Raw genomic sequence first — 21,926 nt, 5'->3', positions numbered from 1 at the left:
CGTGAATCGGGGCGGAATGGACGCGTACGACGAGAGCGCGAAGACCGGGCCAGGTTTGGACGGGCCAGGCGCTTCCACGCCTGCCGTGTCCGAGCCCGCCGAATCCACGCGTGCCGGCTCGGTGCCTGACGGTTCGGTGCGGGACGGTGCGGTGCCTGACAGTACGGTGCGGGACGGTGCGGTGCCCGAGGCCCGCGCGTCCGAGGCGGTCACGTCCGAATCCGGACCAGGAACAGGACCCGAATCCGGACCAGGACCAGGACCAGGACCAGGACCAGGACCAGGACCAGGACCAGGACCAGGACCCGACTCCGGAACCGAGTCCGCCCCCGCCCCCGCCCTCGCTCCCGCCCCCGACACCCCCCTCCCCGCCCCCACAGGCATAGCCTCCCTCTCCCTCCGCTACCAGATCGCCGCCGCTCTCGCCCTCGCCGTCGTCGCGGTCGCCGCCTGTGTGCACCTCGGGATGGTGTTCCTGCACGTCGCGCCCTCGAACACGGTCACCAAGCAGCACGGCAAGGCGATCGACGAATGGATCTACCCCGAGTTCGAGCAGAACTGGAAGCTCTTCGCCCCCAACCCGCTGCAGCAGAACGTCGCGGTCCAGGTCCGCGCCCTGGTCCGTACCCCGGACGGCACCAGCCGCGAGACCGGCTGGTACGACCTGTCCGCGCTGGACGGCCGGCTCATCGACGGCAATCCGCTGCCGAGCCACACCCAGCAGAACGAACTGCGCCGCGCCTGGGACTTCTACGCGAGTGCGCATGACAGTCAGAACCGTCCCGTGGGCCTGCGCGGTGACCTCTCCGAACGCTATCTGCGCCGGGTCGCCGTGCTGGGCCTCGCCCGAGAGCACGCGGGCGGCAAGGGCGCCGTCGTCGAACGCTTCCAGGTCCGCTCCCGTACCACCAACGTGCCGCCCCCCAAGTGGAGTGAGGAGCAGGTGTCCGACAAGCCCATAGTCCGCGAGCTGCCCTGGTGGACGGTGACCGGGAGCGACCGCGAGGACGGACTGACGGAGGCGAGCGCGCGATGAGCCGATTCGCCCTGTCGGTCTCGCGCGGCATCACCCGCGTCACCGAGACCGCCCTCGGCCCGTACCAGGCCGCGGTGGTCCGCATCGGCTTCGCTGCCACCTGGCTGCTGTTCCTGTTGCGCGAGTTCCCGCACCGCCAGGAGTTGTACGGGCCCGACGGACCGTGGAGCTGGGACCTCGCCCAGCAGCTCATCGCGAACAACCACGCCTTCACGGTCCTGATGTGGTCGGACAGCCAGGTGTGGTTCGAGATCGTCTACGCCCTCGCCGTGCTGTCGAGCGGCGCGCTGCTGCTGGGCTGGCGGACCCGTGCGATGTCCGTGCTCTTCATGGTCGGCGTGCTGTCCTTGCAGAACCGCAGCATCTTCATGGGGGACGGCGGCGACAACGTCATCCATCTGATGTCGATGTACCTGGTGCTCACCCGCTGCGGTCAGGTCTGGTCGCTGGACGCGCGCCGGGCCCGGCTCGCGCGGGAGGCACGCGCGCGTGGCGAGCGGAACGGGCCCGACCGGGTCGGCCCCGCCCTGTGGGGTGTGCTCGGGGTCGTGCTGGCGGCGGCGACGGGCGCGGGTTGGATCGAGGACGGCTGGCTGGGCGGCTGGTTCACGGTCTTCTGGGGCCTGTGGGCGGTGCAGGGCCTGTGGTGGGCCGTGGGCCGCGTGGCGCGCACCCGGGAGCCGAGGATTCTGCTGGACGTCGTCGCCAACGTCGTGCACAACGCGGCCCTGTTCGTGATCATGGCCGAGGCGTGTCTGATCTACGCGACCGCCGGCTGGTACAAGATCCAGGGCTCGCGCTGGCAGGACGGCACCGCCGTCTACTACCCGCTCCACCTGGACTACTTCTCGCCCTGGCCCGCCCTGTCCGACCTGATGTCCGCGCACGGCACGATCGTGATGCTGGTGACGTACGGGACGGTCATCGCGCAGGTCGCCTTCCCCTTCACCCTGTTCAACCGGCGGGTCAAGAACGTCCTGCTGGCGGGCATGATGACCGAGCACGCCGTGATCGCCGTGGTCCTCGGACTGCCGTTCTTCTCGCTCGCGATGATCGCCGCCGACGCGGTGTTCCTGCCGACGTCCTTCCTGCACCGCCTCGGCGGATGGGCCACGCGCGCGCGTGGAGTGCTGCTGAGGCGCGATGGCCGTACGGTGCCGGGGCCGCGCGAGCCGCAGCCCGAGACCCCGGAACAGAGCGAGCAGACGCACGTAGGCTTCACGGCATGAACGACCCGGTACGTGCTTGGCATCAGTACGCCGACGCCTCCGTCCTGCTCGACGGCTTCCACGCCCTCAAGCACGCGGTGCGCTTCCAGGCCCGTATCCAGGTGGCCGTCACGACCGACCGGCGAGCGACTCTGGAACTGGCCGATGAGCTGGCTCCCGACGTACGCGATGCCCTCGACGGACTGCTGAAGGAGGTGCCGGAGGCGACGCTGAAGGCGCTCGTCCCCCGCCCGCACCCCACGGCGGTCGCCGCCCTGGCCGTACGTCCCTCACGTGTCGCCAACCTGGAGACGCTGGCCCGCACCCCGCGCACCGCGCCCGTCGTCGTCCTCGACAACCCCCGCAACCTGGGCAACGCGGGCGCTGTGATCCGGCTCGCCGCGGGCTTCGGCGCGACCGGCGTGGTCATGACGGGCACGCTCGACCCCTGGCATCCCACGGTCGTACGCGGCGGGGCGGGTCTGCACTTCGCGACCGCCGTGGAGCGGCTGACGGTGGCCGAGCTGCCGCCGGGCCCGGTGTTCGCGCTCGACCCGGAGGGCGAGGACATCCGTGGGCTGAAGCTCCCCGACGACGCCGTGCTCGCCTTCGGCTCCGAGCGCAGTGGCCTGTCCCCCGAACTCCGCGCCCGTGCCGACCACTTGGTGTCGCTGCCGATGCGCCCCCAGGTCTCCAGCTACAACCTCGCGACCAGTGTGGCGATGACGCTGTTCCACTGGAGCGCGACCGGGAGCGCACCGGCGTAGGCGGTTACGCCTCGCTGCGCACCTCCACCACCCGGAAGCGGTTGGCGACGAACGCGCCGTCGCACAGCGCGGCGTTGGCGGCCGGGTTGCCGCCGGAGCCGTGGAAGTCGGAGAAGGCCGCCGTCTGGTTGACGTACACCCCGCCGGTGAGGTTCAGGGAGAGCTGGGCGCACTCCTCCAGGCAGGCCTCCCGCACGTCCTGCTCGACCTCGTCGTCGGTGGTGTACGCGCCGACGGTCATCGCGCCCTTGTCCCGGATGGTGCGGCGCAGCAGCTCCACGGCGTCGGCGGCCGAGTCGACCGCGACGGCGAAGGAGACGGGGCCGAAGCACTCGCTCAGGTAGGCGGCCTCGTCGTCGGCCCCCTCCCAGTACTTCCGGGCGCCGTCGAGCTTCACGATCACCGGCGTACGCACCACGGCGTTCGGGAATTCGGGGTTGCTGATCTCCCGGGAGGGGAGGGCGACTTCACCGAGTCCGGCCGCGGCCTCCAGGCGGGCCTTCACGTCCGGGTTCACGATGGCGCCGAGAAGGGCGTTGGCCCGGGCGTCGTCACCGAGGAGTCCGGCGACCGACTTCGCGAGGTCGCCGGCCACCTCGTCGAAGGACTTGGGGCCCTCGTCCGTGCGGATGCCGTCGCGGGGGATCAGCAGGTTCTGCGGGGTCGTGCACATCTGGCCGCTGTACAGGGACAGGGAGAAGGCCAGGTTGGACAGCATCCCCTTGTAGTCGCCCGTCGACTCCACGATCACCGTGTTGACGCCGGCCTTCTCGGTGTAGACCTGCGCCTGACGGGCGTGGGTCTCCAGCCAGTCGCCGAACGCCGTGGAGCCCGTGTAGTCGATGATCCGGATCTCGGGCCGTACGGCCAGGGTCTTGGCGATGCCCTCGCCGGGGCGCTCGGCGGCCAGTGCCACCAGGTTCGGGTCGAAGCCCGCCTCGGCGAGCACCTCGCGCGCGACCTGGACGGTCAGCGCGAGCGGCAGCACCGCGCGCGGGTGGGGCTTCACCAGGACGGCGTTGCCGGTGGCGAGGGAGGCGAACAGGCCCGGGTAGCCGTTCCACGTCGGGAAGGTGTTGCAGCCGATCATCAGCGCGATGCCGCGCGGGACGGGCGTGAACTGCTTGGTGAGCGCGAGCGGGTCGCGCTTGCCCTGGGGCTTGGTCCACTCGGCGGTGTCGGGGGTGCGGACCTGCTCCACGTACGCGTACGCCACCGCCTCCAGGCCGCGGTCCTGCGCGTGCGGGCCGCCCGCCTGGAAGGCCATCATGAAGGCCTGGCCGCTGGTGTGCATGACCGCGTGCGCGAACTCGTGCGTGCGGTCGCTGATCCGCTTGAGGATCTCCAGACAGACGACCGCGCGCGTCTCCGCGCCCGCGTCGCGCCAGGCCCGCTGCCCGGCCTTCATGGCGGGCAGCAGCACGTCGAGGTCCGCGTGCGGGTACGTGACGCCTACGTCGATCCCGTACGGCGACACCTCGCCGCCGACCCAGTCGTCCGTGCCGGGCTGGCCGAGGTCGAGGCGGGTGCCGAGGAGGGCGTCGAAGGCGGCCTTGCCCTCGGCCATGCCCAGGCTGCCGTTCTCTCCGTAGGCCTTGGGGTGCTCGGGGTGCGGGGACCAGTACGCGCGCGTGCGGATCGCTTCCAGCGCCTGGTCGAGGGTGGGCCGGTGCTGGGCGATCAGATGGTGGGCGGTGAGTTCGGCGGCCATCAGGGACCAACTCCTCGTCTCAGGAGCTCTTCGTTGAGCTCCGAGCTGGGCAGGAACGGACAGTCAGAGTTAGAGTAACCGAACGATCGGTCGGGACAAGGGGGTCCGCCGCATCTGTGGAAAACCCCGTGCGGGAGGATCGCGCACATGAGAGCACTCGACCTCAACAGCCCCGTGGCCGTCGTCGGCACCGGCACCATGGGCCAGGGCATCGCCCAGGTCGCGCTGGTAGCGGGCCACCCGGTGCGGCTCTACGACGCGGTCGCCGGGCGTGCCGACGCGGCGGCCGAGGCGATCGGCGCCCGTCTCGACCGGCTCGTCGAGAAGGGCCGGCTCACCGGCGCCGACCGGGACGCCGCGCGCGCCCGGCTCCTGCCCGCCGGGAGCCTCACCGACCTCGCGGACTGCGGGCTCGTCGTCGAGGCGGTGCTCGAAGAACTCGACGTGAAACAGCGGCTGTTCCGCGACCTCGAGGACATCGTCGAGGACGACTGCCTGCTCGCCACCAACACCTCCTCCCTGTCCGTCACGGCCATCGGCGGCGCCCTGCGCAACCCCGGCCGCCTGGTCGGACTGCACTTCTTCAACCCCGCGCCGCTGCTGCCCCTGGTGGAGGTCGTCTCCGGGCACGCGAGCGACTTCTCGTCGGCCACGCGCGCGTATGAGACGGCACGCGCCTGGGGGAAGACCCCGGTCGCCTGCGCCGACACCCCCGGCTTCATCGTCAACCGCATCGCCCGGCCCTTCTACGCCGAGGCCTTCGCGGTGTACGAGTCGCAGGCCGCCGACCCGGCCACCATCGACGCGATCCTGCGTGAGTCGGGCGGCTTCAGGATGGGCGCGTTCGAGCTGACCGACCTGATCGGCCAGGACGTCAACGAGTCCGTCACGCACTCCGTGTGGCGGTCCTTCTTCCAGGACGTGCGCTTCACGCCCTCGCTCGCCCAGCGACGTCTCGTCGAGTCCGGCCGGCTCGGCCGCAAGGCGGGACACGGCTGGTACGACTACGCGGAGGACGCCGAGCGTTCCGAGCCGCACACCGCGGAGAAGTCGCAGCCGCCCGCGTACGTCGTCGTCGAGGGCGATCTGGGCCCGGCCTCCGAACTGCTCGCCCTGATCCGCGAGGCGGGCATCCAGGTCCGTGAGGACGAGGAGGACCACGGCACCCGCCTGGTGCTGCCCAGCGGCGGGCAGCTGGCCCTCGCGGACGGCCAGACCTCGGTCGAGTTCCGCGACGTCGTCTACTTCGACCTGGCGCTCGACTACCGCAGGGCGACCCGTATCGCGCTGTCCGCCTCGCAGGACACCGCGCCCCAGACCGTCGCCGAGGCCATCGGGCTCTTCCAGGCGCTCGGCAAGGACGTCAGCGTCATCGGGGACGCCCCCGGCATGATCGTCGCCCGGACGGTGGCCCGGATCGTCGACCTGGCGCACGATGCCGTCGCCAAGGGAGTGGCCACCGAGGAGGACATCGACACGGCGATGCGGCTCGGCGTCAACTACCCGCTGGGCCCCTTCGAATGGTGTCGCAGGCTCGGCAAGATCTGGGCGCACGACCTCCTGGAGGAGCTGCATCTGCGCGAGCCCTCCGGCCGGTACGCGCCCTCCCTGGCGCTGTACCGCCACGGGCACGCCGCCGACAAGCGGGAGGGCACCTCATGACCACGGCCAAGCGCGACACCTACACCCCGGAGACCCTGCTCTCCGTCGCCGTCCAGGTCTTCAACGAGCGCGGATACGACGGCACCTCCATGGAGCACCTCTCCAAGGCGGCCGGCATCTCCAAGTCGTCGATATACCACCACGTCGCGGGCAAGGAGGAACTCCTGCACCGCGCGGTCAGCCGGGCCCTCGACGGTCTCTTCGAGATCCTCGGCGAGGAGCACGCGCGCGTGGGGCGTGCCGAGGAGCGCCTGGAGTACGTCGTACGGCGCATGGTCGAGGTGCTCACCGCCGAGCTGCCGTACGTGACGTTGCTGCTGCGCGTGCGGGGCAACACCGACACCGAGCGCTGGGCCCTGGAGCGCCGCCGCGACTTCGACCACCAGGTCGCCGAGCTCCTGAAGGCCGCGGCCGCCGAAGGGGACGTACGCGGCGATGTGGAGGTCCGGCTCGCGACCCGGCTGGTCTTCGGGATGATCAACTCGATCGTGGAGTGGTACCGGCCGGACGGGCGGGGCATGGGCGCGCGCGAAGTGGCCGACGCGGTGGTGCAGCTGGTGTTCTCGGGGCTGCGCAGCGAGCACTGAGGCCAGGGGGCTCAGCGGGCTCAGGGGGCTCAGCGGGCTGAGGGCCCCTAGCCCTCCGGCTCCAGGTCCTCCTCCTCGAACACCAGCAGCGTCCGTGTGCTGAGCACCTCCGGGATGGCCTGGAGGCGGGTGAGCACCAGCTCGCGCAGCGCCTTGTTGTCCGGGGTGTGCACCAGGAGCAGTACGTCGAAGTCGCCGCCCACCAGGGCGATGTGGGAGGCGCCGGGGAGCACCCTCAGCTGCTCGCGCACCGTGCGCCAGGAGTTCTGCACGATCTTGAGGGTGATGTACGCCGAGGTGCCCTGTCCGGCGCGCTCGTGGTCGACGCGCGCCCCGAAGCCGCGGATCACGCCGTCCTCGATGAGGCGGTTGATCCGCGCGTAGGCGTTGGCCCGTGACACATGGACCCGTTCGGCGACGGACCGTATCGAGGCGCGGCCGTCCGCCTGGAGCATCTGCAGGATGTCCTGATCGATGGCGTCGAGCGGGCGGGCGGGCGGCTGCACCCGGCCGGCCTCGGGCGGCTCGGCCATTTGTTCAGGTGCCATGTCCCCCCGCCTCCCTACCATGGACGTACTGCGTCCATCTCAGGCTGTGCAGAACCGTTTGTCCACAGCTTGGAGGGGTCTGTAGCCAAAATGTGCCGACGACCGAACAATCGGTAGGTGAGGCGCCTCACACCCGTGAGGCGTCCGAAGCCGTCTCCCACGAGGAGGTGCCGTCATGACGGTCATGGAGCAGCGAGGCGCTTACCGGCCCACGCCGCCGCCCGCCTGGCAGCCCCGTACCGACCCCGCGCCGCTGCTGCCCGACGCGCTGCCGTACCGCGTCCTCGGCACCGAGGCAGCCGCGCAGGTCGACCCGGGTCTGCTGCGCCGTCTGTACGCGGAACTGGTGAGAGGCCGCCGCTACAACACGCAGGCCACTGCCCTCACCAAGCAGGGCCGCCTCGCCGTGTACCCCTCCAGCACCGGCCAGGAGGCCTGCGAGGTCGCCGCCGCGCTGGTCCTGGAAGACCGTGACTGGCTCTTCCCCAGCTACCGCGACACCCTCGCGGCCGTCGCCCGGGGCCTCGACCCCGTCCAGGCGCTCACGCTCCTGCGCGGCGACTGGCACACCGGGTACGACCCCCGCGAGCACCGCATCGCGCCCCTGTGCACCCCCCTCGCCACCCAGCTCCCGCACGCCGTGGGCCTTGCGCACGCCGCCCGCCTCAAGGGCGACGACGTGGTCGCGCTCGCCCTGGTCGGCGACGGCGGCACCAGCGAGGGCGACTTCCACGAGGCGCTGAACTTCGCCGCCGTCTGGCAGGCGCCCGTCGTCTTCCTCGTCCAGAACAACGGCTTCGCCATCTCCGTCCCGCTCGCCAAGCAGACCGCCGCCCCGTCGCTGGCCCACAAGGCCGTCGGCTACGGGATGCCGGGCCGTCTGGTGGACGGCAACGACGCGGCCGCCGTGCACCAGGTCCTGAGCGAAGCCATCGCCCACGCGCGCGCGGGAGGCGGTCCGACGCTCGTCGAAGCCGTCACGTACCGCATCGAGGCCCACACCAACGCCGACGACGCCACCCGCTACCGCGGCGACGCCGAGGTCGAGACCTGGCGCGGGCACGACCCGATCGCGCTCCTGGAGCACGAGTTGACCGAACGCGGCTTGCTCGACGACGAGACCATACGGACCGCCCGCGAGGACGCCGAGACGATGGCCGCCGATCTGCGCGAGCGCATGAACCAGGACCCGGTGCTCGACCCCATGGATCTGTTCGCCCATGTGTATGCCCAGCCCACTACTCAACTGCTGGAGCAAGAAACCCAGTTGAGGGCGGAACTGGACGCGGAAGACGCAGCGGCCGACGGGCACGCGGGTCACCACGGGCCGGAAGGAGCCGGGCGATGACCACCGTTGCCCTCAAGCCGGCCACCATGGCGCAGGCCCTCGGGCGCGCGATGCGCGACGCCATGGCAGCCGACCCGAGCGTCCACGTCATGGGCGAGGACGTCGGCACCCTCGGCGGCGTCTTCCGCGTCACCGACGGACTCGCCAAGGAGTTCGGCGAGGACCGCTGCACGGACACGCCGCTCGCCGAGGCGGGGATCCTCGGGACGGCTGTGGGCATGGCCATGTACGGCCTCAGGCCGGTCGTGGAGATGCAGTTCGACGCGTTCGCGTACCCCGCGTTCGAGCAGCTGATCAGCCATGTCGCCAGGATGCGCAACCGCACGCGCGGCGCCATGCCGCTCCCCATCACCATCCGTGTCCCGTACGGCGGCGGAATCGGCGGCGTCGAGCACCACAGCGACTCGTCCGAGGCGTACTACATGGCGACTCCGGGGCTTCATGTCGTCACGCCCGCGACGGTCGCCGACGCCTACGGGCTGCTGCGCGCCTCCATCGCCTCCGACGACCCGGTCGTCTTCCTGGAGCCCAAGCGGCTGTACTGGTCGAAGGATTCCTGGAACCCGGACGAGCCGCCGGCCGTTGAACCGATAGGCCGCGCGGTGGTGCGGCGCTCGGGCAGGAGCGCCACACTCATCACGTACGGGCCGTCCGTGCCCGTCTGCCTCGAAGCCGCCGAGGCGGCGCGGGCCGAGGGCTGGGACCTCGAAGTCGTCGATCTGCGCTCCCTGGTGCCGTTCGACGACGAGACGGTGTCGGCGTCGGTGCGGCGGACCGGGCGTGCGGTCGTCGTGCACGAGTCGGGCTCCTTCGGCGGCCCGGGCGGGGAGATCGCGGCCCGCGTCACCGAGCGCTGCTTCCACCACCTGGAGGCGCCGGTGCTGCGCGTCGCCGGATTCGACATCCCGTATCCTCCGCCGATGCTGGAGCGGCACCATCTGCCCGGTGTCGACCGGATTCTGGACGCCGTGGGGCGTCTGCAGTGGGAGGCGGACAGCTGATGGCCCAGGTGTTGGAGTTCAAGCTCCCCGACCTCGGGGAGGGCCTCACCGAGGCGGAGATCGTCCGCTGGCTGGTGGAGGTCGGTGACGTCGTCGCCGTCGACCAGCTCGTCGTCGAGGTCGAGACCGCCAAGGCGATGGTCGAGGTCCCCTGCCCCTACGGGGGCGTGGTCACCGCCCGCTTCGGCGAGGAGGGCACGGAACTGCCCGTGGGGGCACCGCTGCTGACCGTCGCCGTGGGCGCACCGGCGTCCTCCATCGAGGGTGCCGCGGACGACGAGGGATCCGGCAACGTGCTGGTGGGATACGGCACGGGGGCGCCTCCGGCGCGGCGCGGAAGGGTGCGGCCGCCCACTGGTACGGCTCCGGTACGGCGGCCGACGGGTCCGCCCGCGGGCGAGGACCGCCACGCGGCCATCGTGCCCGCCGGGACCGGGACCGGGATTGGGCGCGGCGGCGTCGAGAGCGGGGGCCGGAGCATCGGCGCACGACCGTATGCCGAGGGTCCCGTGCCCGTCATCTCCCCGCTCGTGCGCAGGCTCGCCCGGGAGAACGGAGTGGATCTGCGGGAGTTGGAGGGCTCCGGGCCCGACGGTCTGATCCTGCGGGCGGATGTCGAGTACGCGTTGCGTGCGGCGGCCGGGCAGTCGCGCCCGCCCGCTCCCGTGCCGACGGCGGCGCCGTCGCCCGCGCACGGCCTCCGTGTCCCCCTGCGCGGCGTCCGCGGTGCCGTCGCCGACAAGCTCTCCCGCAGCCGTCGCGAGATACCCGACGCGACCTGCTGGGTGGACGCCGACGCGACGGAGCTCATGCGGGCGCGCGCGGCGATGAACGCGGCGGGCGGCCCGAAGATCTCGCTGCTCGCGCTGCTCGCCCGGATCTGCACCGCGGCGCTGGCACGCTTCCCCGAGCTCAACTCGACCGTCGACATGGACGCCCGCGAGGTCGTACAGCTCGACCAGGTGCACCTGGGCTTCGCGGCGCAGACCGAGCGGGGACTCGTCGTACCGGTCGTACGGGACGCGCACGCGCGGGACGCGGAGGGACTGAGCGCGGAGTTCGCCCGGCTGACCGAGGCGGCGCGGACCGGAAGGCTGACGCCCGCGGAACTCACCGGCGGCACCTTCACGTTGAACAACTACGGGGTGTTCGGCGTCGACGGCTCCACGCCGATCATCAACCACCCCGAGGCGGCCATGCTCGGTGTCGGCCGGATCATCCCCAAGCCCTGGGTGCACGAGGGCGAGCTCGCGGTGCGCCAGGTCGTGCAGCTCTCGCTCACCTTCGACCACCGGGTGTGCGACGGCGGCACGGCGGGCGGCTTCCTGCGCTATGTGGCGGACTGCGTGGAACATCCGGCGGTACTGCTGCGGACGCTGTAGCCCCGGCAGCGCCATCCCCGTCCACATGCTGTGCACGGGGGTGGCAATGATCCTTCGGACGCCCATACTCGGGGGATGACCGCGTACGAGCCACCGGGTGCGCCGGAGCCATCGGGCGCGCCCGAGTCGCCGGCCAGCCCCGAGCCGTCGGGCACCCCCGGCGCCGATGTCCCGTACGACGCCGTCGTGCTCGCGGGCGGTGCCGCACGGCGGCTGGGCGGCGCGGACAAGCCCGGCGTACGGGTCGGCGGCCGGGCGCTGCTCGACCGGGTGCTGACCGCGTGCGCCGACGCCCGCACCACGGTGGTCGTGGCCGAACCCAGGGCGACCGCACGCCCCGTGCGGTGGGCCCGCGAGGACCCGCCCGGCGGAGGACCGCTCGCCGCGCTCGACGCCGGGCTGCGGCACACCACCGCGGAGTACGTCGTCGTGCTCTCGGCCGACCTGCCGTTCCTGGACGAGGGGACGGTACGGAGTCTGCTGACCCCCCTTCGGCCCCGGCGGAGCGGGCCCCCGGGGGAGCCGGCGACACCCGACGGCGTGCTGCTCACCGACCCCGACGGCCGCGATCAGCCCCTTGTGGCCGCGTACCGTGCGGAAGCCCTGCGCCGGGAGCTGGCCGTGCTCACCGCCGCGCACGGCGCACTCACCGGGCTGCCGCTGCGACGGCTCACCGCCGCGCTCGGCCTCACCCGCATCTCCGACCCCGTCGCGTCCTTCGACTGCGACACCTGGGACGACATCGCCGCCGCCAGGGCACGTATCAGGGAGCATGGGCACGTGTTGGATGAATGGATTTCCGCAGTCAAGGACGAGCTGGGCATCGACCTGGACGTCGACACCGGCATCCTGCTCGACCTGGCCCGCGATGCCGCGCACGGTGTGGCCCGGCCCGCCGCGCCGCTGACCACGTTCCTCGTGGGGTACGCGGCCGCGCGGGCGGGCGGCGGCCCGGAAGCCGTGGCCGAGGCCTCCCGCAAGGCCACGGAGCTGGCGCTCCGCTGGGCCGACGAGGCCGCCCCCGACGCCAAGCCGGACGCCTGATGACCGCCGCCCGCAGTACCCGGGACAGCCAGGACGCCGAGGACTTCGACGTCGAGGAGGCCCTCGCCTTGGTGAAGGAAGACGGCGCGCCCGCCCCCGAGGGCCGTTCCGTGCCCGCGCCCGCCCCCGAAGCCGAGCAACAGGGCCGCCGGGCCTCCCACGCCCATCACCAGGCCACCCCCTGGCCCGAGGCCCGCGTCGTCGCCGGGCGGGCCGCCCGTTCCCTGCCACGCCGGGCCCCTGTCTCCGTACCCCTCGACGCCTCCCTCGGCCTCGTCCTCGCCGCCCCCCTCGCCGCGCTCACGGACCTCCCCTCCTTCGACACCTCCGCGATGGACGGCTGGGCGGTCGCGGGACCCGGGCCCTGGGAGGTACGGGAGGAAGGGGTGCTCGCCGGGCACGCGGAGCCGGCGGCGCTCACCGACGGCGAGGCGGTGCGGATCGCCACCGGGGCGCGTATCCCTCAGGACGTCACCGCCGTACTGCGCAGCGAGCACGGACTGATCGACGACAAGGGTCGGCTGCACGCCATCCGGGAGGTCGTGCACGGACAGGACATCCGCCCGCGCGGCCAGGAGTGCCGCAGCGGCGACCAGCTGCTGCCGGTCGGCGCGCTGGTCACCCCCGCCGTGCTGGGCCTCGCCGCGGCCGCCGGGTACGACACGCTCGCCGCTGTCCCCCGCCCGCGCGCCGAAGTCCTCGTCCTCGGCGACGAGTTGCTCACCGAGGGCCTGCCCCAGGACGGGCTCATCCGGGACGCGCTCGGCCCGATGCTGCCGCCGTGGCTGCGCGCGCTCGGCGCCGAGGTCGTCGCGGTGCGCAGGCTCGGCGACGACGCCAAGGCGCTGCACAAGGCGATCACCGGCTCCGGTGCCGACCTGATCGTCACCACCGGCGGCACCGCGGCGGGCCCCGTCGACCATGTGCACCCCACCCTGCGCCGCATCGGCGCCGAACTCCTCGTGGACGGCGTCAAGGTGCGCCCGGGGCACCCGATGCTGCTGGCCCGCACCAAGGAGAACCAGCACCTCGTCGGCCTGCCCGGCAACCCTCTGGCCGCCGTCTCCGGCCTGCTCACCCTCGCCGAGCCGCTGCTGCGCATCCTCGCCGGACGCCCGGCCCCGGAGCCGTACACGCTGCCCCTCAGCGAGGCCGTGCACGGGCACCCGTACGACACCCGGCTCATCCCCGTCGCGCTGCGCGCCGACCGGGCGGTGCCGCTGCACTACAACGGCCCGGCGATGCTGCGGGGCATCGCGGCGTCCGACGCGCTCGCGGTCGTACCGCCGGGCGGTGCGCGGGCGGGGCAGGAGCTGGAACTCCTCGACCTGCCCTGGGCCACCGCCGGGATCGACGTCTGCTTCACATGATCTTGAACAGGGTGCGGGTCGGCTGAATCCGAACGGGGTGTGTTTCACGTGAAACTTCCGGGCCATGACGCGATCGCCCGCCAAGCGGACGAACATCTCGTGACCCATCGGGTGAACCTCCCGAAGAAAGTCGTGGAACGCCCGATCCTTCAGGTCGGCAAGCGGCTGGCGATCGCGCTGCTGGTGCTCGTCGTCACCGCGCTCATCGTCTGGGTCGACCACGACGGCTACAACGACAGCTCGGACGGCTCCGTCGACCTGCTCGACGCCTTGTACTACGCGACCGTCACCCTCTCCACCACCGGATACGGCGACGTCACCCCGGTCAGCGACGCCGCCCGGATCACCAACATCTTCGTCATCACGCCACTGCGCGTGCTGTTCCTGATCATCCTGGTCGGCACCACGCTCGAAGTCCTCACGGAACGCACCCGGGAGGAATGGCGGCTGAACCGCTGGAGGGCGGCCTTGAGGGATCACACCGTCGTTGTCGGCTTCGGGACCAAGGGGCGGTCGGCCATCCAGACCGTCTGCGCGACCGGGCTGAAGAAGGAACAGGTCGTGGTCGTCGACCCCAGCTCCAAGGTGGTCGAGGCGGCAGCCGCCGAAGGGTATGCGGGCGTTGTCGGGGACGCGACGCGCAGCGATGTGCTGATGCGGGCCGAGGTGCGCAAGGCGCGGCAGATCATCATCGCCACCCAGCGCGACGACACCGCTGTGCTGGTCACGCTGACCGCCCGGCAGCTCAACCGTGCGGCGAAGATCGTCGCCGCCGTACGGGAGGAGGAGAACGCGCCGCTGCTCAAGCAGTCCGGTGCCGACGCCGTCATCACCAGCGCCAGCGCCGCCGGGCGACTGCTCGGGCTCTCCGTGCTCAGCCCCGCCGCGGGCATGGTCATGGAAGACCTCATCCAGCAGGGCAGCGGGCTCGACATCGTCGAACGGCCGGTCATAAAGGCCGAGGTCGGCAAGGGCGTACGCGAGACGGACGACCTGGTGGTGAGCGTCGTACGAGGCCATCGGGTACTCGGCTACGACGATCCGGCCGTCGGGACGATCCAGCTGACGGACCGGCTCATCACGATCGTGCGCGTCACCCCCGGCACACAGGTGGCCCCGGACACCCGGCCACTGCCCCAGGACTGAGCGGCTCCGGGGAAGTGCGGGGGAAAGCCGCAGAAGCAGCCCCTCCCACAGGACGGGGCCGCACCCCTCAGGAGTAGCGTCCCCCTCATGTACGCGATCACGATTCCTGAACCTGGTGGGCCCGAGGCGCTGGTGTGGGACGAGGTCCCGGACCCCGTGCCCGGCGAGGGCGAAGTACTCGTCGAGGTGGTGGCCAGCGCCGTCAACCGCGCCGATCTGCTGCAACGGCAGGGCCTCTACAACCCGCCGCCCGGCGCGTCGCCGTACCCCGGTCTCGAATGCTCGGGGCGGATCGTCGAGACCGGGCCCGGTGTGTCGGGGTGGGCGGTCGGTGACGAGGTGTGCGCGCTGCTCGCGGGCGGTGGGTACGCCGAGAAGGTCGCCGTTCCGGCCGGGCAGCTGCTGCCCGTGCCCGCGGGCCTGGACGTCAGGCAGGCGGCCGCGCTGCCCGAGGTGACCTGCACCGTCTGGTCGAACGTCTTCATGGTGTCGCATCTGCGTCCCGCCGAGACTCTGCTCGTGCACGGCGGCTCCAGCGGCATCGGCACCATGGCGATCCAGCTGGCGAAGGCCGTCGGCGCGAAGGTCGCGGTCACCGCGGGCACCAAGGAGAAGCTCGACTTCTGCGCAGAGCTGGGCGCCGACATCCTGATCAACTACCGCGAGCAGGACTTCGTGGAGGAGATCAAGCAGGCCACGGACGGCGCCGGTGCCGACGTCATCCTCGACAACATGGGCGCCAAGTACCTGGACCGGAACGTCCAGGCCCTCGCCGTCAACGGACGGCTCGCGATCATCGGCATGCAGGGCGGCATCAAGGGCGAGCTGAACATCGCCACCCTCCTCAACAAGCGCGCGGCCATCAGCGCTACCTCGCTGCGCGCCCGCCCGCTCGACGAGAAGGCGACGATCGTCGCGGCCGTACGCGAGCATGTGTGGCCGCTGATCGACTCCGGCCACGTACGCCCGGTCGTCGACCGCGAGCTGCCGATGAGCGACGCGGCGGCGGGACACCGGGTCCTGGAGGAGAGCGGCCACATCGGAAAGGTGCTGCTCATCGCCCCGTAGCGCCCGTCCGTGGGCGGCGCCGTGTCACTCAGCGGCGCCGTACCCGCAGGGCGACGAAGGCCAGCCCCAGGCCCAGGCCGATCAGGATCAGCCCGCTTCCGAGGGGCAGGATCTGGAGGACCGGTTCAGGGGTGGGCGCCGGCCCGATCACGTTCTGCTGGACGGGGACCACCTCGTCCCCCGACGGCTCGGCGGCGGCGCTCGCCTCCGAGCGGTCCGGGACGGCGGGGTCGGGGGCCGCTTCCGTGGCCTCCGCATCCCCCTCGTCCCCCTCGTCAACGGCGTCCGGGGTGTCCGGCGCCGTGGGCTCGGCGCGTCCGGGCCGCGCGCGTCCCTCGCCGGGGAGGCTTCCCGCGCGGGAGGCGTCGGCGGACGGTGCGGGCGGGGCGGCGTACGGGGCGCGCGCGGCGGCGTACGCCGGAGGGCCGGCGCCGGTCATCAGGACCAGCAGCAGTCCCGCCGTACGCAACGTGCTGAGTGATGGAGTCACGCCGGTGACCCCCTCCCGGTGAGGAGTCCCGTGATCAATGGGGCAAGCCTCACATGTGCCGTTTGTCCCGGCATCCCGGCGGCCGCCGGAAGGGACGTACAGGGTGGATCACCCTGTACGGGGGGCACCACCGTGGTGTGGTGTACGGGTGCGAGAGAATGGCGGCATGGAGATGCCGAGGAACGAAAGGTCGCCGGAGAACCCTCAGATCCTGGTCGTAGGCCAGGACGGGATGGCTCTCGGCGGCACCGGAGACGAGGACTCCCGCGAGGTCCCGGTGACGGAGATGGTGGAACAGCCCGCCAAGGTGATGCGCATCGGCAGCATGATCAAGCAGCTGCTGGAGGAGGTGCGCGCCGCACCTCTGGACGAGGCCAGCCGCGTCCGGCTCAAGGAGATCCACGCGAGCTCCGTGAAGGAGCTGGAGGACGGCCTGGCCCCCGAACTCGTCGAGGAACTGGAGCGGCTCTCCCTGCCCTTCACGGACGAAGTGATCCCCAGCGACGCCGAACTGCGGATCGCGCAGGCCCAGTTGGTGGGCTGGCTCGAGGGCCTCTTCCACGGGATCCAGACGACCCTGTTCGCCCAGCAGATGGCGGCCAGGGCCCAGCTGGAGTCGATGCGCCGCGCCCTCCCGCCGGGCGTCGGCGGCGCCGACGGCGACGAGGACCCCCGTGCGGGCGGCCGCGTGGGCGGACCGTACCTGTAGCCCGCGGACACCTCACAGACGAGACGGGCCCGGCACTCAGGTGCCGGGCCCGTCTCGTCTGTCAGCCGCTCAGGACGGGTTGCCCGTCGAGACCTTCAGCTCGATCTCGGGCATGTCCTTCGGGTCGACGTCCGTGCCGTCGGACGGGAACTGCTCCATGACCGTGTCCTCGCCGTAGACGTTCTCGTCGACGCGGGTGACCTTCATCTGCCAGCCGGCGGCCTGGAAGCAGGCCTTCACCGACTTGAGGTTCTTGTAGCTGAAGTCCGGGACTTGGATCTTCTTCTCGTCGTTGTACGACTCCACCGGGTCCGTGCACTTCTCCGTGTCGATCGTCTTCGACGTGTCCGGCCCCCGGTGACCCGCCACCACGGTCGCGGTCGGTGACGTGCTGGCGTCGCTGCCGCCCTTGTTGTCGTCGCTGCCGCCGTTCAGGGTGAGAGCGGTGATCAGGCCGCCGATCGCGACGAGCGCGACGACGATCGACCCGATGACGACTCCCTTGTTGCTCTTGCGGCCGCCGGAGCCGCCCGAGACGGGTGCCGCGGGCTGGGGCGTCAGGTTGTACGGCGGCGGGGTCGACATGCCCTGCTGCGGGGCGTACGCGGCGGTCTGGGCCGGCGTCTGGTAGCCGACCTGCTGCGGGTAGCCGTACGCCGGGGCCGGAGTCTGGGAGGGCGCCGGGGTCGGCGCGCCGTAGGGACCCGGCTGGTACGGCGTCTGTACGGGGCCCGGGGCCGGAGTGCCCTGTTCGACGGGCGGGAAGACGGCGGAGCCGACGCCCGCGCCGCTCGACGTCTGGGCGCCGGCCACGATGCTCGGCGCGGCGGCCTGGAAGGACTGAGCCACGCGCAGGCACTCGTCGCGCATGATCTCGGCGCTCGGGAAACGCTCGTTCGGGTTCTTCTTCAGGGCGCGGGCGACCAGCGCGTCCACGGCCGGGGGCAGCGAGCGGTTGATCGAGGAGGGCGCGACCGGCTCCTCCTGGACGTGTGCGTATGCGATGGCCAGCGGCGAGTCCGCCTCGAACGGCAGTCGCCCGGTGGTGAGTTGGAAGAGCATGATGCCGACCGAGTACAGGTCGGATCTGGCGTCCACGCCTCTGCCGAGCGCCTGCTCCGGGGAGAGGTACTGCGGGGTGCCGACGACCATGCCGGTCTGCGTCATCGAGGTGACACCGGACTGCATGGCGCGGGCGATGCCGAAGTCCATCACCTTGACGACGTTGCGCTTCGTCATCATCACGTTGCCCGGCTTGATGTCCCGGTGGACCAGGCCCATCTCGTGGCTGATCTCCAGGGCCGCCAGCACATCCGCGGTGATCTTCAGCGCCTTGTCGGCGGGCATGGCGCCGTACTGCGCGATGTCCTGGTCGAGCACGGAGCCGAGCGGGCGGCCCTCGACGTACTCCATGACGATGTACGGCGTCGTCATGCCGTCGAGGTCGTCCTCGCCGGTGTCGAAGACCGAGACGATGTTCGTGTGGGTGAGCTTCGCCACCGACTGGGCCTCGCGGCGGAAGCGCTCGCGGAAGGCCTGCTCACGGCCGAGCTCGGTGTGCAGCGTCTTGATCGCGACCTGGCGGTCGAGCACCGAGTCGTACGCGAGATGCACCGAGGCCATGCCGCCCTCGCCGAGCAGATCACGCAGCTGGTAGCGGCCGCCGGCCACCGCACGCCCCGCGTACCGGCCCTGTGCGCCGTCCTGGCTCATCTTCTGCGTCCCCCGCGGCCTGTGTGATCGATGTGGCTATTCCCGGCCAAGTCTGCCCGAGGGCACTGACACGTCAAGCTCGGTGCCCGTTCCGTGACCGTCTGCGAAAGAAGCGTCGCGGAAGCGTTACAGGTGCCGTACGGGCGGTCCACAGAATTTGCACGTGGGGCCCCGTGGCGGGTTTGATGGCCGGTCCATCTCACGTCCATCTCGGACCGGCGCCGCGCGCCGAGCCTGTAGCGTGGCCCGACGGAGACCGTAACAACCACCGCGCAGACCGCGGGCAGAAACGACGGCGAGGACTGATGGCACAGCAGCAGCGCGCTCAGGGCCCGTCCGACCCCGAGGCGACTGGCGGCGGTATGTCAGATGCGCCGGAGATGTGGGGTAACGGCGGACTTGTGGGGGACGGCCGGTACCGGCTGACCCACCGACTCGGCCGGGGCGGCATGGCCGAGGTGTTCGCGGCCGAGGACGTACGCCTCGGGCGCACCGTCGCGGTCAAGCTGCTCCGTTCCGACCTGGCCGAGGACCCGGTCTCCAAGGCCCGCTTCACGCGCGAGGCCCAGTCGGTCGCCGGGCTCAACCACCACGCCGTCGTCGCCGTGTACGACTCCGGTGAGGACGTGGTCGGCCATGGCGTCGTCCCGTACATCGTGATGGAGCTCGTCGAGGGCCGCACGATCCGCGATCTGCTGCTCAACGCCGAGGCCCCCGGGCCCGAGCAGGCGCTGATCATCGTCTCCGGAGTGCTCGAAGCGCTCGCCTACTCGCACCAGCACGGCATCGTGCACCGCGACATCAAGCCGGCGAACGTGATCATCACGCACACCGGTGCCGTGAAGGTGATGGACTTCGGCATCGCGCGCGCCCTGCACGGCGCGCAGTCGACGATGACCCAGACCGGCATGGTCATGGGCACGCCGCAGTACCTCTCCCCGGAGCAGGCCCTCGGCAAGGCCGTCGACCACCGCTCCGACCTGTACGCGACCGGCTGCCTGCTCTACGAACTCCTCGCGCTGCGGCCCCCGTTCACCGGCGAGACGCCGCTGTCGGTGGTCTACCAGCACGTCCAGGACATCCCGATGCCCCCGTCCCAGGTCTCCGGCTCGGTGCCGCCGGAGCTCGACGGGCTCGTCATGCGCTCGCTCGCGAAGGAGCCGGACGACCGGTTCCAGACCGCCGAGGAGATGCGCGGGCTCGTCCAGTACGGGCTGCAGATGCTGTACGACCAGGGCGGGCACACCGGCACCTGGAACACCGGCCCGGTCAGCGTGCACGAGGGTCTGCACACCCCGGCGGGCGGCTTCGCGGGCACCACCGCGATGCCGCACCCCCATGACTCCGGCACGTCGCAGATCCCGGCGCCGATACTCCCTCCGTACGGCGGCGGGGACGACGGCGGCTTCGAGGGGCACGGCAACAAGGGCAGCGGCAGCGGCAAGCTGTGGATACTGGCCGTCCTCGCGGTGATCGCGATCGCGGCGGGTGTCGCGCTCGCGCTCCACAACACCGGCAACAGCAGCGGTGGTGGATCCGATACGACGCAGTCGCCGACCACCTCGCAGACCACCGACGACAACCGGTCCAGCGAGACGCCCAGCGACGAGCCGACCGACCAGTCCACGGACACCTCCACGGACGACTCGACCAGCACCAGTGGCACCGGGGAGTACACGCCGTCGTACACGCCGTCGCCGACCACCCAGGAGCCGACGGACGACCCGACGGACGAGCCGACCGACACGACGCCGACCACCCCGGAGCCGACGGACGACCCGACGACACCGACGGCGGACCCGACGACGGCGGACCCGACCGATCCCGGCACGGGCGGCACCGTCGCCGGCGGGGGCGAGGGCCCCTGAACGCGGCCGACCGCGTCTGATCAGACGCGGTCAGGCAGCTGATCACGTCTGATCGAAAACACCCTCCACGCACGCGTGGAGGGTGTTCTCATTTCGGCCGCGCATGCCTCTCAGCCCGCGAACGCCTCGCACACCGACTCGTACTCCCGCGTCCACCACACCGCCAGCGCCGAGGCCGCCGGGAACTGCGGATCGGCGCGGGTGTCCCCGCGCTCGTAGTGCCAGCGCAGTATCCAGAAGTCGTTCAGCCGCTCCCACCACACGCGGTGCACGGCGGCCCTGAGTTCGGAGGGGGTGGCGCCCGCGGTACGCCGGTACGCGCGCGCGTAGGCCCGTACTTTCGTCAGGTCGAGCGTGCCGAGGGGCCGTACGAAGAAGATCACCGCGGCGCGTACGGCCTCCTCCGCGCGCGGGTGGATGCCCAGCCGGTCCCAGTCGACGATCGCGGCCGGCTCGCCGTCGCGGTAGAGCAGGTTGAACGGGTGGAAGTCGCCGTGCACCCAGCCCACCGAGCCGCCCTGCGGGGGCCGGCGGTCGGCATGCCGCTCCAGGAGGGCGCGCCGTTCCAGGAGCCGGTGCCTGGCCAGCTCGTCGAAGGCGTCGGAGGGGCGGTGACGGCGCACCTGGGCGAGCAGGCGGTCGATGAGCGCGAAGGTGTCGGCGGGGTCGGCGCCCCGGGCGGGATCGGCACCTTCCGCCGGCGCGGTGCCCTGCCCGCGCTCGGCGCCGTCGGCCGGTTTCGCCGCCGTTCGTGCCTCCGCCGGCATCACCCGCTCCAGGCTCGCGTGGACGACGCCCAGGAGCGCCCCCAGGCGCGCGCACTGCTCCGTGCTGAGCTGGCCGCCGTGCCGGTGCCGTCCGTCGATCCACGGGTGCAGCGCGTACGCGTGGCCCCCGACGACGGCGACGGTGCGGCCGTCGGTGCCGGTCAGCGGCGGGGCGACCGGGACGCCGAGGTCGGCCAGGCGCTGGGTCGCCCGGTGCTGGCGGGCGATCGCGGCGGGGTCGGCGGTCTCCGGGTCGAAGTGGTGCTTGAGGAAGTACCGGCCGCGGGTGGTGCGCAGGCGATAGCCGCGGTTGAGCAGCCCCTGCTCGACGGGTTCGCAGGTCAGCGCGGACCCGGCGGCGTACTGGCGGAGGAGGGCGCCCAGAGGGGGCGCGTGAGGCATAGGGGGTGGTACAGATGAGCGCGGCACGCGCCAGATGCTAGGGCACGAGCTGGGCCTCTGACCTCGCGTTTGTCACAGACAGTCGTCCTCGATCACTGG

19 protein-coding genes are annotated in these 21,926 nt (G+C 71.8%); 14 read left to right on the top strand and 5 right to left on the bottom strand.

Going from position 1 to position 21,926, the window contains the following annotated elements:
- Window positions 1–16: 16 nt before the first annotated feature.
- Genes OIC96_RS24015 through OIC96_RS24005 form a run of 3 tightly spaced genes read left to right on the top strand, consistent with a single transcriptional unit; the run spans window position 17 to window position 3,011 of the window.
- The gene (locus tag OIC96_RS24015; RefSeq protein WP_406502273.1) at window positions 17–1,036 is read left to right on the top strand and encodes a DUF5819 family protein; all 1,020 of its coding nucleotides are present in this window, start codon (window positions 17–19) and stop codon (window positions 1,034–1,036) included.
- A complete protein-coding gene (locus tag OIC96_RS24010; RefSeq protein WP_330305844.1) occupies window positions 1,033–2,265 on the top strand; it encodes an HTTM domain-containing protein in 1,233 nt (410 codons plus the stop codon). Before OIC96_RS24015 ends, OIC96_RS24010 begins: the two co-directional genes overlap by 4 nt.
- Window positions 2,262–3,011 (top strand): TrmH family RNA methyltransferase, encoded by a 750-nt coding sequence (locus OIC96_RS24005; RefSeq protein WP_330305845.1) that lies wholly within the window; start codon window positions 2,262–2,264, stop codon window positions 3,009–3,011. Before OIC96_RS24010 ends, OIC96_RS24005 begins: the two co-directional genes overlap by 4 nt.
- A gap of 4 nt (window positions 3,012–3,015) precedes the next feature.
- Here the strand turns inward: OIC96_RS24005 and paaN are convergent, their stop codons facing one another.
- Window positions 3,016–4,722 (bottom strand): phenylacetic acid degradation protein PaaN, encoded by a 1,707-nt coding sequence (gene paaN, locus OIC96_RS24000; protein WP_330305846.1) that lies wholly within the window; start codon window positions 4,720–4,722, stop codon window positions 3,016–3,018.
- Window positions 4,723–4,869: 147 nt separating this feature from the next.
- On the opposite strand from paaN, the gene OIC96_RS23995 reads away from it, so the two are divergent.
- Together OIC96_RS23995 and OIC96_RS23990 are read left to right on the top strand one after the other, a co-directional pair.
- Entirely contained in the window at window positions 4,870–6,384 is a 1,515-nt protein-coding gene (locus OIC96_RS23995; RefSeq protein WP_330305847.1) for a 3-hydroxyacyl-CoA dehydrogenase, read from the top strand.
- The gene (locus tag OIC96_RS23990; protein WP_330305848.1) at window positions 6,381–6,971 is read left to right on the top strand and encodes a TetR/AcrR family transcriptional regulator; all 591 of its coding nucleotides are present in this window, start codon (window positions 6,381–6,383) and stop codon (window positions 6,969–6,971) included. The genes OIC96_RS23995 and OIC96_RS23990 overlap by 4 nt, the downstream gene beginning before the upstream one ends.
- A 47-nt stretch (window positions 6,972–7,018) precedes the next feature.
- On the opposite strand, the gene OIC96_RS23985 is transcribed toward OIC96_RS23990, so the two are convergent.
- On the bottom strand, window positions 7,019–7,519 hold the full coding sequence (locus OIC96_RS23985) for an Lrp/AsnC family transcriptional regulator (protein ID WP_327430135.1): 501 nt from the start codon (window positions 7,517–7,519) through the stop codon (window positions 7,019–7,021).
- A 175-nt stretch (window positions 7,520–7,694) separates the two neighbouring features.
- Here OIC96_RS23985 and pdhA point away from each other — a divergent pair, with 175 nt between their 5' ends.
- The 7 genes from pdhA to OIC96_RS23950 all read left to right on the top strand — a co-directional run bounded on the left by pdhA (window position 7,695) and on the right by OIC96_RS23950 (window position 15,878).
- Window positions 7,695–8,867, top strand: coding sequence for a pyruvate dehydrogenase (acetyl-transferring) E1 component subunit alpha (gene pdhA / locus OIC96_RS23980; protein ID WP_330305849.1), 1,173 nt, complete (start codon window positions 7,695–7,697; stop codon window positions 8,865–8,867).
- Complete coding sequence (locus OIC96_RS23975; RefSeq protein ID WP_330305850.1) at window positions 8,864–9,868, top strand: alpha-ketoacid dehydrogenase subunit beta; 1,005 nt, start codon at window positions 8,864–8,866, stop codon at window positions 9,866–9,868. The genes pdhA and OIC96_RS23975 overlap by 4 nt, the downstream gene beginning before the upstream one ends.
- Window positions 9,868–11,250: a dihydrolipoamide acetyltransferase family protein gene (locus OIC96_RS23970; RefSeq protein ID WP_330305851.1), complete on the top strand. Its 1,383-nt coding sequence runs from the start codon at window positions 9,868–9,870 to the stop codon at window positions 11,248–11,250. Before OIC96_RS23975 ends, OIC96_RS23970 begins: the two co-directional genes overlap by 1 nt.
- Window positions 11,251–11,325: 75 nt before the next feature.
- Window positions 11,326–12,294, top strand: a complete 969-nt coding sequence (locus OIC96_RS23965; RefSeq protein ID WP_330305852.1) for a DUF6457 domain-containing protein — start codon at window positions 11,326–11,328, stop codon at window positions 12,292–12,294.
- Window positions 12,294–13,664, top strand: a complete 1,371-nt coding sequence (locus OIC96_RS23960) for a molybdopterin molybdotransferase MoeA (protein WP_330305853.1) — start codon at window positions 12,294–12,296, stop codon at window positions 13,662–13,664. Before OIC96_RS23965 ends, OIC96_RS23960 begins: the two co-directional genes overlap by 1 nt.
- Before the next feature lie 48 nt (window positions 13,665–13,712).
- Window positions 13,713–14,810 carry a potassium channel family protein gene (locus tag OIC96_RS23955; protein ID WP_330305854.1) on the top strand — a complete coding sequence of 366 codons (1,098 nt, stop codon included), beginning with the start codon at window positions 13,713–13,715 and terminating at the stop codon, window positions 14,808–14,810.
- A gap of 87 nt (window positions 14,811–14,897) precedes the next feature.
- Window positions 14,898–15,878: an NAD(P)H-quinone oxidoreductase gene (locus OIC96_RS23950; protein ID WP_330305855.1), complete on the top strand. Its 981-nt coding sequence runs from the start codon at window positions 14,898–14,900 to the stop codon at window positions 15,876–15,878.
- A 28-nt stretch (window positions 15,879–15,906) separates the two neighbouring features.
- Here OIC96_RS23950 and OIC96_RS23945 read toward each other — a convergent pair whose 3' ends face one another.
- On the bottom strand, window positions 15,907–16,368 hold the full coding sequence (locus OIC96_RS23945) for a hypothetical protein (protein ID WP_330305856.1): 462 nt from the start codon (window positions 16,366–16,368) through the stop codon (window positions 15,907–15,909).
- Between the two features lie 166 nt (window positions 16,369–16,534).
- On the opposite strand from OIC96_RS23945, the gene OIC96_RS23940 reads away from it, so the two are divergent.
- Window positions 16,535–17,077, top strand: coding sequence for a bacterial proteasome activator family protein (locus OIC96_RS23940; RefSeq protein WP_327430144.1), 543 nt, complete (start codon window positions 16,535–16,537; stop codon window positions 17,075–17,077).
- A gap of 69 nt (window positions 17,078–17,146) precedes the next feature.
- Here OIC96_RS23940 and OIC96_RS23935 read toward each other — a convergent pair whose 3' ends face one another.
- On the bottom strand, window positions 17,147–18,790 hold the full coding sequence (locus OIC96_RS23935; RefSeq protein WP_330305857.1) for a protein kinase domain-containing protein: 1,644 nt from the start codon (window positions 18,788–18,790) through the stop codon (window positions 17,147–17,149).
- A 305-nt stretch (window positions 18,791–19,095) separates the two neighbouring features.
- Here OIC96_RS23935 and OIC96_RS23930 point away from each other — a divergent pair, with 305 nt between their 5' ends.
- On the top strand, window positions 19,096–20,658 hold the full coding sequence (locus OIC96_RS23930) for a protein kinase domain-containing protein (RefSeq protein ID WP_330305858.1): 1,563 nt from the start codon (window positions 19,096–19,098) through the stop codon (window positions 20,656–20,658).
- Between the two features lie 110 nt (window positions 20,659–20,768).
- Here the strand turns inward: OIC96_RS23930 and OIC96_RS23925 are convergent, their stop codons facing one another.
- Window positions 20,769–21,827, bottom strand: a complete 1,059-nt coding sequence (locus OIC96_RS23925) for a phosphotransferase (RefSeq protein WP_330305859.1) — start codon at window positions 21,825–21,827, stop codon at window positions 20,769–20,771.
- Between the last annotated feature and the right edge of the window lie 99 nt (window positions 21,828–21,926).

The sequence above is a fragment of the Streptomyces sp. NBC_00775 genome, assembly GCF_036347135.1.
Lineage (GTDB): Bacteria > Actinomycetota > Actinomycetes > Streptomycetales > Streptomycetaceae > Streptomyces > Streptomyces lutosisoli.
Note: the sequence above shows the minus strand (reverse complement) of the source record. Positions and strands in the feature narration are given on the sequence as shown.